Source organism: Chengkuizengella axinellae (assembly GCF_030730905.1).
In the GTDB taxonomy this organism is placed as follows: domain Bacteria; phylum Bacillota; class Bacilli; order Paenibacillales; family KCTC-33759; genus Chengkuizengella; species Chengkuizengella axinellae.
Map to the genome: position 1 here is coordinate 163,251 of NZ_JAVAMP010000004.1, position 11,552 is coordinate 174,802.

Annotated in this window: 11 protein-coding genes; 7 read left to right on the plus strand and 4 right to left on the minus strand. The window is 35.8% G+C overall.

Translation table 11 applies throughout. The features are described 5' to 3' along the window. Positions 1 to 60: 60 nt before the first annotated feature. From Q5Y73_RS11685 to Q5Y73_RS11705, 5 genes are all read left to right on the plus strand, one after another. Positions 61 to 834 (plus strand): SDR family NAD(P)-dependent oxidoreductase, encoded by a 774-nt coding sequence (locus Q5Y73_RS11685; RefSeq protein ID WP_305992076.1) that lies wholly within the window; start codon positions 61 to 63, stop codon positions 832 to 834. Positions 835 to 1,096: 262 nt separating this feature from the next. Continuing rightward, complete coding sequence (locus Q5Y73_RS11690; RefSeq protein ID WP_305992077.1) at positions 1,097 to 2,329, plus strand: aminopeptidase; 1,233 nt, start codon at positions 1,097 to 1,099, stop codon at positions 2,327 to 2,329. Positions 2,330 to 2,593: 264 nt separating this feature from the next. Then, positions 2,594 to 3,826, plus strand: coding sequence for an aminopeptidase (locus Q5Y73_RS11695; protein WP_305992078.1), 1,233 nt, complete (start codon positions 2,594 to 2,596; stop codon positions 3,824 to 3,826). A gap of 72 nt (positions 3,827 to 3,898) precedes the next feature. After that, the gene (locus Q5Y73_RS11700) at positions 3,899 to 5,131 is read left to right on the plus strand and encodes an aminopeptidase (protein WP_305992079.1); all 1,233 of its coding nucleotides are present in this window, start codon (positions 3,899 to 3,901) and stop codon (positions 5,129 to 5,131) included. Between the two features lie 245 nt (positions 5,132 to 5,376). Then, the gene (locus Q5Y73_RS11705; protein ID WP_305992080.1) at positions 5,377 to 7,047 is read left to right on the plus strand and encodes an L-lactate permease; all 1,671 of its coding nucleotides are present in this window, start codon (positions 5,377 to 5,379) and stop codon (positions 7,045 to 7,047) included. A 277-nt stretch (positions 7,048 to 7,324) separates the two neighbouring features. Here the strand turns inward: Q5Y73_RS11705 and Q5Y73_RS11710 are convergent, their stop codons facing one another. From Q5Y73_RS11710 to Q5Y73_RS11720, 3 genes are all read right to left on the minus strand, one after another. Further along, positions 7,325 to 8,182, minus strand: coding sequence for a DMT family transporter (locus Q5Y73_RS11710; RefSeq protein WP_305992081.1), 858 nt, complete (start codon positions 8,180 to 8,182; stop codon positions 7,325 to 7,327). Between the two features lie 405 nt (positions 8,183 to 8,587). Continuing rightward, positions 8,588 to 9,025, minus strand: coding sequence for a carboxymuconolactone decarboxylase family protein (locus tag Q5Y73_RS11715; RefSeq protein WP_305992082.1), 438 nt, complete (start codon positions 9,023 to 9,025; stop codon positions 8,588 to 8,590). 220 nt (positions 9,026 to 9,245) lie between these two features. Further along, complete coding sequence (locus tag Q5Y73_RS11720; RefSeq protein WP_305992083.1) at positions 9,246 to 9,614, minus strand: DoxX family protein; 369 nt, start codon at positions 9,612 to 9,614, stop codon at positions 9,246 to 9,248. A 239-nt stretch (positions 9,615 to 9,853) separates the two neighbouring features. On the opposite strand from Q5Y73_RS11720, the gene Q5Y73_RS25030 reads away from it, so the two are divergent. Next, positions 9,854 to 10,051, plus strand: coding sequence for a TspO-related membrane protein (locus Q5Y73_RS25030; protein WP_503366722.1), 198 nt, complete (start codon positions 9,854 to 9,856; stop codon positions 10,049 to 10,051). A gap of 97 nt (positions 10,052 to 10,148) precedes the next feature. On the opposite strand, the gene Q5Y73_RS11725 is transcribed toward Q5Y73_RS25030, so the two are convergent. Beyond that, a complete protein-coding gene (locus Q5Y73_RS11725) occupies positions 10,149 to 10,670 on the minus strand; it encodes an MgtC/SapB family protein (protein ID WP_305992084.1) in 522 nt (173 codons plus the stop codon). A gap of 591 nt (positions 10,671 to 11,261) precedes the next feature. Between Q5Y73_RS11725 and Q5Y73_RS11730 the strand changes: the two genes are divergently transcribed. Beyond that, positions 11,262 to 11,510, plus strand: a complete 249-nt coding sequence (locus Q5Y73_RS11730) for a hypothetical protein (protein ID WP_305992085.1) — start codon at positions 11,262 to 11,264, stop codon at positions 11,508 to 11,510. Positions 11,511 to 11,552 lie beyond the last annotated feature (42 nt).

Below are 11,552 nucleotides of genomic sequence, written 5' to 3' on the forward strand. Positions count from 1 at the left end.
AATTTGAAATGAAATGATTTAAGTGTTTTAATGTAAGAAAACACAGGAGGATAAACCCATATGAAATATAAAACCGCACTCATCACAGGTGCTTCTTCAGGTATTGGAGAAGTGTTTGCAACTAGATTGGCTGAGCGAGGTGTAAATCTTATACTAGTCGCACGTTCTCAAAAGAAATTAGAGGAACTTGCTAAACAATACCACGAAAAATATGGGATCGAAACGTATGTTATCGTTTCAGATCTAAGCAAAGAAAACGCTGCTAAAGAAGTTAAATCTTCGGTGGACGAGCTTAACCTTCAAGTCGATATGCTCATTAACAACGCTGGTTTTGGACAAGTTGGAGAATTTATTGAGAACGATCCTGATATGGCACATGGACAAGTCATGGTGAACATCAGCGCTCTCGTTGATATGTCCTACCTTTTTGCAACAGACATGGCAGCTAGAGGTAAAGGGGCTATCATTAATTTAGCTTCCGTTGCAGCTTTCCAACCGCTTCCGAAAATGGCTGTTTACGGTGCAACAAAAGCCTTTGTACTTTCCTTTTCTGAAGCACTATGGGGTGAATTGAAAAACAAAGGAGTAAAAGTACTTGCCATTTGTCCAGGTCCTACAGCTACTAAATTCTTTGATGTTTCAGGTGAATTTGGCGCAAAAAATTTAAGAACTTCTGAACAGGTTGTAGATACAGCAATGAAGGCTTTAAGCAAAGGAAAAAGTTATGCCATTGACGGGTTTGGCAACTACATCCTTGCCAATATAACAAGATTCTTCCCTCGTGAATGGATTATCAAAGTAGCTGGCAGTCAAGTTAAACCTCCAAAGAAGTAAACTAGATTAAGCAAAGCTTAAACATTGGGAAATCAGAAGGATACTCTACTTCACCTAATTGGAAAGATACCATCTATAGAGGTGGGCATCTTAACGCTAAATAAAACAGCACGATAAAAGATGCAACCTCAAGAAATGTAACCCTTTACTCCAATGACTTGAAACACGTAAGCGCTATTGATAATCTGAACATATACTTTTTAATTCGTAACAACATACATATACTAGGCAAGTAAAATCTTTTATGAAGGTGGTATTTATTATGAGTAACTTAGAACGAAATTTAGAAAAATACGCTGAAGTTACGCTAAAGGTTGGCGTGAATATTCAAAAAGGACAAAAGTTATTAATTCGCTGTGGTTTAACAGCTGCCGATTTCGTTCGTTTATTAACGAAAAAAGCATATGAACTAGGTGCTAAAGATGTAATTGTAAATTGGGTAGACAGTGAAGTTACTCGAATTAAATACGATAACGCTCCGCTAGAGTCTTTTCAAGAATTCCCTGCTTGGATTGCTCAAGGTTATACTGAGCTTGTTGAAGAAGGTGCAGCAGTTCTTTCCATCTATTCAGACGATCCAGATTTATTAAGAGGGGTTGAAACTGCAAAAATTGCCTCAGCTCAAAAAGCACAAGGGCAAGCGTTAAGCAAATTCCGTGAGTATATCCAGTCTGATAAAACGAGCTGGAATATCATTGGTGTTTCCTCAAAAGTTTGGGCAGCCAAAGTATTCCCTGACGTTCCAGAAGAGGAGCAGGTTGAAAAGCTTTGGGATGCGTTCTTTAAAATCGCAAGAGTAGATCAGGAAGATCCGATTCAAGCTTGGAAGGATCATGATAAAAAATTGCATGACAAAGCAGACTTTTTAAATGAGAAAAAATATAAATTCTTACATTATGAAGCACCAGGTACAAAACTGACGATCGAATTACCTGAAAAACATTTATGGTTAGGCGGTAGCTCACCGAACGAAAAAGGCATTGACTTCTTTGCCAACATTCCAACTGAGGAAGTATTCACTGCTCCTTTAAAAACAGGGGTGAATGGTTATGTTTCCAGTACAAAACCATTAAGCTACGGTGGAAATCTAATCGACAACTTTAAAATTACTTTTGAAAACGGAAAAATTGTAGATTTTGAAGCAGAGCAAGGTTATGATACATTGAAAACTTTAATTGAAACGGATGAAGGTTCACATTACTTAGGTGAGGTTGCGCTTGTCCCTCATAATTCACCAATTTCAAATTCCAATCTTATTTTCTACAACACTTTGTTTGATGAAAATGCTTCTAATCATTTAGCTATCGGAAGTGCTTATGCATTCAGCTTCGAAGGCGGTAAGAAAATGACAAGAGATCAGCTTGCTGAGTTAGGTGCAAACAACAGTTTAGTACATCAGGATTTCATGGTTGGATCAGCAGAAATGAACATTGATGGTGAAGCAGCAGATGGAAAAAGAGAACCATTGTTCCGAAATGGAAACTGGGCGTTTTAATAGACTGAATAAAGGGGGATGACCCTCTCTAATCTAGAATTGTATGTTCAACTTTGTCCACCTGGATATGGACAATAGAAGTAGGATGATTTATGAACACCCCCCACTTCGAAGATCTCACTTGAAGTGGGGGGTAATTTACTATTATAGAAATTAGATCTTCAAAAATTGAACAAAATATCCCAGAATTACAAGAAGGCTTCCGCGACATCTCCGAAAAGTCACCAGTAGGGGATTTTTTTATAGTAAAGGTGGCATTCATTCATGACTCATTTTGATAGTAATTTAGAAAAATACGTTGAAGTGATCCTAAAAATTGGTGTGAACATCCAAAAAGGACAAAAGCTTTTAATAAATAGTGATTTAGCAGAAGCCTATTTTGTTCGTGTCCTTGCAAAAAAAGCCTATGAGTATGGAGCAGAGGATGTTGTTGTCAACTGGAGAGACAATCAGAGCATTCGCATCAAATATGACCTTGCACCTGTAACATCATTTCAGGAATATCCTACATGGAGATCTGATGGCCATACTAAACTTGTAGAAGAAGGTGCAGCCGTAATTTGGATTGAATCAGATGACCCAAATTTACTACAAGGTGTTGATACTTCAAAAATTGCTGCATTTAAGAAATCAATAGGTGAAGCTTTTAAAGAATTTGGTCAATATATCCAAGCAAATAAAACAAGCTGGAATGTCATTGCCACACCTTCCAAAGCATGGGCGACCAAAGTCTTTCCACACGTTTCAGAGGATAAGCAGGTTGAAAACCTTTGGGATGCTATTTTTAAAGTTGCTAGAGTTGATCAAGAGAATCCAATTGAGGCCTGGAAAGAGCATATTAAAAACCTCCATTCCAAAGCTGACTTTTTAAATAAGAAAAAATATAAGTATTTGCATTATGAAGCACCAGGTACACAACTGACAATAGAGTTGCATGAAAAGCACCTTTGGACAGGTGGAAGTGCTGTAAATGATAAAGGGATCAGATTTTTGAACAATATTCCTACAGAAGAAGTATATACACTACCACTAAAAACAGGTGTCAATGGTCATGTTTCCAGTACAAAACCATTAAGTTTTGGCGGGAACTTAATCAACAATTTCAAAATTACTTTTGACAATGGAAAAATAATAGATTTTGAGACTGAGCAAGGTTATGATACTTTGAAAGCGTTAATCGAAACAGATGAAGGTTCACATTACTTAGGTGAGGTTGCACTTGTTCCTCATGATTCACCAATTTCAAATTCCAATCTTACCTTCTACAATACTTTGTTTGATGAGAATGCATCCAATCACCTAGCCATCGGTAGTGCTTACTCTTCTAATTTAGAAGGCGGCACACAAATGGCTAAAGAAGAACTTGATAAATTTGGAGCTAATCATAGCTTAACACATGTAGATTTCATGATTGGATCAGCAGAAATGAATATCGATGGCGAAACTGCAGATGGAAAAAGAGAACCGTTATTCCGTAACGGAAACTGGGCAATTTAAATATTAAACCTTTCTCGCTCGCTTCATTCATTTTAAGTAAAGGAAAACTATTAATGAAGGTAGGACTAATCTATGACTAATTTTAACGAAAATCTACAAAAATACACGGATGTCATTCTTAATATTGGTGTTAATATTCAAAAAGAGCAAAAGCTTGTTATCAGTACTGATTTGAGAGATGCCTTTTTTGTACGTATACTTACAAAAAAAGCATATGATTTAGGAGCAAGCGATGTTATCGTCAACTGGAGAGACAGCATCATTAACCGTACTAAATATGATCTAGCTCCTTTAGAAGCTTTTGAGGAATTTCCTCGTTGGATTGCAGATGGGTCAACGAAGCTTGTAGAACAAGGTGCAGCGTTTCTTTGGATTGAATCTGAAGATCCAGATTTATTAAAAGGCGTAGACACCGCAAAAATAGCTGCCCACCAAAAATCGGCAGGACAAGCGTTTAAAAAATTTAGTGAATATATCCAAGCAGATAAAACAAGTTGGAATATCGTAGCAGCACCATCCCAAGCATGGGCAGCCAAAGTATTCCCTGACTTACCAGAAGAAGAACAGATGGAAAAACTATGGGAGAGTATTTTCAAAATCTCTAGAGTGGATCAAGAGGATCCCATTAAGGCTTGGAAAGAACATGATGAAAAGCTGCATTATAAAGCAAACCTATTAAATGAGAAAAAATATAAGTATTTACATTATGAAGCACCAGGTACAAAGCTTACCATTGAACTACATGAAAAGCATCTATGGACAGGTGGAAGCTCTGTAAATGAAAAAGGCACCAGTTTCTTTGCAAACATGCCTACGGAAGAAGTATTCACAATTCCATTGAAAACAGGAGTTAACGGATATGTTACAAATACAAAACCTTTGAGTTACGGCGGCAACCTCATTGATAACTTTAAAATTACTTTTGAAAATGGAAGGATTATAGATTTTGAAGCAGAGCAAGGTTATGAAACTTTAAAAGCGCTAATCGATACAGATGAAGGTTCACATTACTTAGGTGAAATTGCCCTAGTACCTCATCATTCACCAATCTCAAATTCCAATCTCATTTTCTACAATACTTTATTTGATGAGAATGCATCTAATCATCTCGCAATTGGCAGTGCGTACTCTTTTAACCTTGAAGGCGGAACACAAATGACAAGAGAAGAACTTGATGCATTAGGAGCTAACGATAGCATAACGCATGAAGATTTTATGATTGGATCAGCAGAAATGAATATCGATGGCGAAACTGCAGATGGAAAAAGAGAACCTTTATTCCGTAACGGGAACTGGGCTTTTTAATCAAAACTCAATCAAACACAGCCTCCAAATCACAATTTGTGAATTGGAGGTTCTTTATATTGAATATAAGACCTCTATCTAGTAAATCATAAGAAAATATGTATAAATTCGTACATTGCAAAAAAATTGATGGTGTTATGATACAATATATACCTATCCCATGAAGAGTAGACATTATTGAAATATTCTTTAGATGAAACTAAAAAAGTTTATCTACATACAAAATTACAAAGGAAGTACATATTATGGACATATTACAATGGATTACCGCTTTAATGCCTGTACTATCTGTTTTTATTTTTCTCGTTATTTTACGCATTCCAGCTGCAAAAGCGATGCCGATCAGCTTTCTAGTCACGGCTGTTTTTGCCTTTTTGTTTTGGGAGGTGTCCTTTCAGCAAATTGCTGCATCCTCTTTAGAGGGAGTTATTGTCGCTTTTTCAATTTTATATATTGTGTTTGGTGCCATCCTACTTTTAAATACGCTTAAAAACAGCGGTGCGATGGATTCCATTCGTACTGGTTTTATGAACATTAGTCCAGATGCCAGGGTGCAGATTATTATTGTAGCTTGGTTGTTTGGAGCGTTCATTGAGGGAGCTGCTGGGTTCGGTACACCTGCAGCCATCGGAGCACCTCTATTAGTAGCGCTTGGATTCGCTCCATTACCTGCTGTTGTATTAGCTCTTGTAGCAGATAGTGCACCTGTAACCTTCGGAGCTGTGGGTACACCTATGATAGTAGGGATTGGACAAGGACTTCAAACTGAAGGTGAAATTGCACTAAATGTAGCTGCATACTTGCAAAATGAACAGCTAACATTAATGGACCATGTAGCAAATGTTGCTGTTCAAGTCGCGTGGATCGATCTATTCGTTGGTTCATTTATTCCGCTTTTATTAGTTTTAATGTACACTAAATTTTTTGGGAAAAACAAAAGCTGGAAAGATGGATTGGCTATTTGGAAGTTTGCGTTATTTGCAGGGTTTAGCTTTTCTCTCTCATCACTCTCTGTAGCCATTTTATTAGGGCCGGAATTCCCATCTATTATGGGAGGTTTCATTGGTTTAATTTTAGTAATCCTAGCAGCTAAAAAACAATTGTTTTTGCCAAAGGTTCCTTATGTATTAGATTCTCACGAAATTGAAAATAAAGATTCAGATTCTACACATCAACAAGAAGAAAGAGCAAATCAACCCTCACTGCTTATGGCATGGGTACCTTATTTAATTGTTTTAATACTGCTCGTTATTACTCGAATTGAGATCTTTCCATTTAAGGAATGGTTACTTTATTATAAAATTACATGGACTAACATTTTAGGTACGGAAATCAGCACAAAGCTTGAACCATTGTATTTACCAGGTACGATTTTTATCTTTACGGTGTTGATCTCGTTTGTGATGTACAATTTCACCAGAAAACAAGTGTTCTCTACAATCAACACTTCCTTAAGTACCATGGTGGGCAGCTTGATCGCGTTAGGGACTGCGGTGCCTATGGTTCGTATCTTTATCAATTCAGGTGTCAACGAATCTGGTTTAAACAGCATGCCGATTGAGCTAGCCAACTCCGCTGCGGAAACACTTGGGCAATCTTGGCCATTATTCGCTCCATTTGTGGGTGCGCTCGGTTCCTTTATTTCAGGAAGTGCCACCTTCAGCAATATGATGTTTTCCTTATTTCAGTTCAGTGCTGCGGAACAAATTGGGTCTAATCCGGATATCGTTTTATCCTTGCAAGCACTTGGTGCCAACGGAGGAAATATGATCTGCATCTTAAATGTTGTCGCTGCTGCTTCTGTAGTAAACTTATACGGTAAAGAAGGAACGATTATTAGATATACGATGGTGCCAATGTTGTATTACTGCCTGTTGAGTGGTGTGATCGGGTTGATTGTTTTAGCGGTATTGTAAGTCTGAAATGGCGCAATATGCGGTAGTTTGTGAAGGATACATATTAATTAATTAGTTTAGACAATGCTGGCTGTGTTGATTCTTTGATGCTAAAACTTTAAAGGTCGAACGATACATTTTATACATGGTTTGAAACGAAATAAGGGGAAATTTTCCCCTTATTTCGCTACATCTTAACTGTTATAAATAGAGGACTTTCATTCCTTTATTTATATGATTTTCGCAACTTTTCATAATATGAAATAAGACCCTCAATTCCCTCTATTTTCAACGTTTTTCAAGCATTATCTTCTCGGTTATTTTTTATAAACATATAAAATGCAGCACTGAATATAACGATATAACCTACAATACTAAATACATCTGGCGTTTGACTGAAAATAATCATACTAATGACCGCGGAAAATACAACATTCATATAGAAAAAGATCGAAATCTCATTTGCCGGAGCAAATTTATATGCTAGGGTAATTCCAAACTGGCCAATTGTAGCAAATACGCCTGCCAACAATAAATATACAAGCTGCACAGTACTCATCGGTTCATAATAGAAAAATAATGGCGGCAGCAGAATAACAGTTGAAAATGCAGAAAAATAAAAAACAACTGTATAAGATTTTTCCTTAGCACCTAATACTCTTAATGTTGTATAAGCTCCTGCTGCAAAAATGGAAGACAACACACCCATCGCATATGGAAAAACATCCACCGAAAATTGTGGTTTAATGATAAACAAAGTTCCAATAAAAGCAATAACAATCGAGATGACCTGATAAGACCTTGCTTTTTCCTTTAAAAAGATCGCACAAAATATAATCAATAAAAATGGACTCAGCTTATTCAACATGTCTGCATCCGAAAGCACGAGATGGTCAATGGAGTAAAAGAAAAACAAAATACCTAAAGTACCTAATACAGATCGCAGTAATAATATAGGCTGATTTTCACGTTTACCGAAAAAACTTTCTCTATAATAAACCACCATGCCAAACGATATGATGGCTGAAATTAGATTTCTAAAAAATGTTTTTTGGGTTGTAGGCAAATCCCCTGAGAGCTTAACGAACATCGCCATAAAAGAAAAACCTAACGCTGATAATATAAGAAGTAAGATTCCTTTATTTTTATCTGTCATCTAGTTGATGCACCTTTCACAAGTTGAATGATATTAAGTCATTGTTAAATTACAATGCATGTATTGTATCATACATATGTTCCAACTAACTATATCTCACAGAGGTTACGAAGACAAATATCCTGCAAAAGAAGCAGTAATGCAAAAAACCGATTCCTACCCATAAAACATCCTAATACTGGAGTGCTCCATGGACACATCGGTTTTTGTAATAATAAAAACTATCAGTAGAATTTAAATCTCCCACTGATAGTTAGATGACCTTACCCTAGTTTCTACAGTCCGTTATCTCGCCTTTGAGAAAAGAGAGTATTGATATGAGATAAATAGTGCGTTGCTTTCAGTTACAATATTAAATTCCATATAGATTAATGAAATATGCAAACAGATTGTGTTGACTTCTTTTTATGATTGTTTTTCAATTGGCATTTTTGCGGTAATTGCAATACGATTCCAACCATTGATTGTCACAATCGCTGCTAAAATATCATTCAGTTGTTTACTGTCAAAATATAAACTTGCCTCTTCAAAAGCCTTATCCAATTTTTCATGGTCATTCATATGAGTTGCTGCTTCTGTCAGTGCCAGGACTGCCTTCTCTTCATCAGTAAAAAAGGCAGTTTCTCTCCATGCGGACAGTACATATAAGCGTTGACTCGATTCTCCTCCTTTCAAGGCATCTTTCGCATGCATATCCATACAAAATGCACATCCATTGATTTGCGAGGAACGCATTTTAATTAATTCTATCAATGATTTAGACACCGTACTTTCACTTAAATACCCTTCCAACCCCATCATCGCTTTATATAGACCTTGTTCTATTTGTAATCTTTGACTCATTTTAATTCCCTCCAATGATTTATTTTGTTTATGTTTCTCATTCATTAAAACGAGATAGACATCAACATTGTGACAATCATATTATCTTATAACAAAAAAACGTGAGGAAAGATACCTAAACACCGGTACTTTCTTCACGTATCATTATATAATAACCTTCAACATATCAAATTGACTTACACACATAAAAAACTCATTTCCACCAATTCTCTACCTACATTTAAAACAATGTCATCATTTCAGACCAGTTTGCAATTACAACAATGAGCGCTAATACAAATAATATAAATGCTGGCAATGCTTTAGACACAGGATCCTTTACTTTCACCAGGTGAGTTAACACGGCAAAAAACATCGTAACTGCAAGCAATAAGGCTCCCCAACCACTGAAGGAATCCAACCAAATCCCAATGATAATGGCTACAGCTCCCAGCGCTTCTACAAAACCTGTAAAAGGTAAAAACCATTGTGGAAGCTGATAACGTTTAAAATCCTCTACCATACCCTTTGCACCAAAAAGCTTTGAAAATCCAGCACCTAAAAAAGCAAGCCCAAGTATCACTTCCAAAATCACAACAAGTATATCCATCTGCTCATCTCCTTATGTTCAGAGTGATTTCCGCTATGCTCAAAAGTGAAATAGACAAAGGAGGAACACAGCCTTAATACATGATTATGCTTTAGAACTAGATAGTATTTCAAATATGTGAAATTAAAAGAGGATTTTAGCGAAATACTAAATGAGTACATATAATAATTTCACAGCTCGTATAATGAAAAAAAGGATGTTTGAAAGGAAATTAAAAAAATGGAAGTAGACAGCTGCTTATTACCCCTGCCCCTTATGCTTTATCCATTTGGGGTTTGATCTATACATTACTCGGAGGCTTCATCATCTATCAAGCACTGCCAAGAAACTTTCAAAAATCTTCAACGTATCCTGCTATTAAATATTCAGCTTACCTCTTGTCCATTTTTTTATTTATCTACAGTTATTTTTTAGTTAGCAGGAAAACAAAAGTTTAATAACGTTTATGATGAACTCAGTACAAAAAACTCATTGGAATTTCTCAGAGGTGCGTCAAATCCATCATGTAAATATGGGGTTCCCTAGTCTTAAGTATCAACTAGAAATTTTGGATCTTTTTGAAGTAGACAATTTACGAAGTTTCATAAGTGAACGCTTTTCCAGCAGCCCACTTAATTTGGTTAAAATAAAGGTAATGATCGTTGCAAAAATAACAATGCCGTAAAACCCAGCACCTATACCGACACCAACACCACCTGCAAAAAAGATCATTGCTGCAGATGTTAAACCTTTTACGTTTAATCCATCCTTTAAGATCACCCCAGCACCCAAAAAACCAAGTCCAGTTATAATCTGTGATGCAAGACGCATCGGATCCATCATAGTCCCGCTATTAGGACTGCTCAATATTTCTGCACTATAAATCGATACAAGTGTAATGAGTGTACTCGCCACGGTTACATAGGTATAGGTTCTTAATCCGGCAGGTTTGTTTTTAGACGATCTATCCAAGCCTATAAAAAAGCCTAATACTGCACTGATTAAAATGCGAAAATACATTTCATATGGTAAAAAAATCTGATTATAAGTAAACGATAATATGTCCACTATATTCATTACCAACTCCTCCATTTTTCAAAATAATTAATAAGATGTAAACATGACTATTGTATTTACAAATAAAATACAATGAATATAAACAAGAAAGTATCAGAACAAAAACACCTATCGGAGTCTCTCCGAGATGTCGTCCAACCCATTTTTAATCTCTTAAAGAAAGCGCTTACCTTTATTTTAGTTTAGTTTTACCTTTTTTTCAAGATTAGATTAGATTAAGTTTAATTTGTCGGTTTTGTGAAATATACTCATTTTGATGTGAAATTATGCTGATTTTTTCATTTTTTTGTTGTTATTATGCCAATTATTACTTTATGATAGTAGCTGAAGGTTATTTATGGATAAAAAAAGCTTAATCAATGTAATCCATTACATTAAAAACAAATCACACTTTAAACTGCTTTAATTTAAATATATAGATTAAGCGCTTTCCTTTAGTGGTGATTCATTACTCTCATCTTTATACTCCCGTTTCCTACCATCCTGATTTTATCCTCATCGATAATCGAACAAAAACTCTTAAAAGAGTCTCTCGGAGATGTCACCCGAGTCCTTCATTCTAAAAAAAGAGCAGAAAGAAATGATTTATTTATGTATCCAAAGTTTCATGGACAACTTTCAGACAGAAGTATCAATGTAATAGCGAAAAAACTGGACACCTCAATACAGGAGCTAGATCATACCTTTCATCACCTTCATCAAGAAATAGGTTCATTAAAAGATAAATATAATGAGCATTATATTTGGGCATTACAAATGTCTGATAAATTAGGAGATTTAATTCAAAGAGCAGAGATGTTGAAAACACGAGCAAAAAACAAGAAAACTAACGATCGATGAATTTTCTAACTGAAAGTTAGTTGACCTATCAGATGAGTTCTC

Bases quoted from the DNA above. Each gene is read 5' to 3' on its own strand.
- Q5Y73_RS11685 (WP_305992076.1), top strand. From the start codon at position 61: ATGAAATATAAAACCGCACTCATCACAGGTGCTTCTTCAGGTATTGGA.
- Q5Y73_RS11690 (WP_305992077.1), top strand. From the start codon at position 1,097: ATGAGTAACTTAGAACGAAATTTAGAAAAATACGCTGAAGTTACGCTA.
- Q5Y73_RS11695 (WP_305992078.1), top strand. From the start codon at position 2,594: ATGACTCATTTTGATAGTAATTTAGAAAAATACGTTGAAGTGATCCTA.
- Q5Y73_RS11700 (WP_305992079.1), top strand. From the start codon at position 3,899: ATGACTAATTTTAACGAAAATCTACAAAAATACACGGATGTCATTCTT.
- Q5Y73_RS11705 (WP_305992080.1), top strand. From the start codon at position 5,377: ATGGACATATTACAATGGATTACCGCTTTAATGCCTGTACTATCTGTT.
- Q5Y73_RS11710 (WP_305992081.1), bottom strand. From the start codon at position 8,182: ATGACAGATAAAAATAAAGGAATCTTACTTCTTATATTATCAGCGTTA.
- Q5Y73_RS11715 (WP_305992082.1), bottom strand. From the start codon at position 9,025: ATGAGTCAAAGATTACAAATAGAACAAGGTCTATATAAAGCGATGATG.
- Q5Y73_RS11720 (WP_305992083.1), bottom strand. From the start codon at position 9,614: ATGGATATACTTGTTGTGATTTTGGAAGTGATACTTGGGCTTGCTTTT.
- Q5Y73_RS11725 (WP_305992084.1), bottom strand. From the start codon at position 10,670: ATGAATATAGTGGACATATTATCGTTTACTTATAATCAGATTTTTTTA.
- Q5Y73_RS11730 (WP_305992085.1), top strand. From the start codon at position 11,262: ATGTATCCAAAGTTTCATGGACAACTTTCAGACAGAAGTATCAATGTA.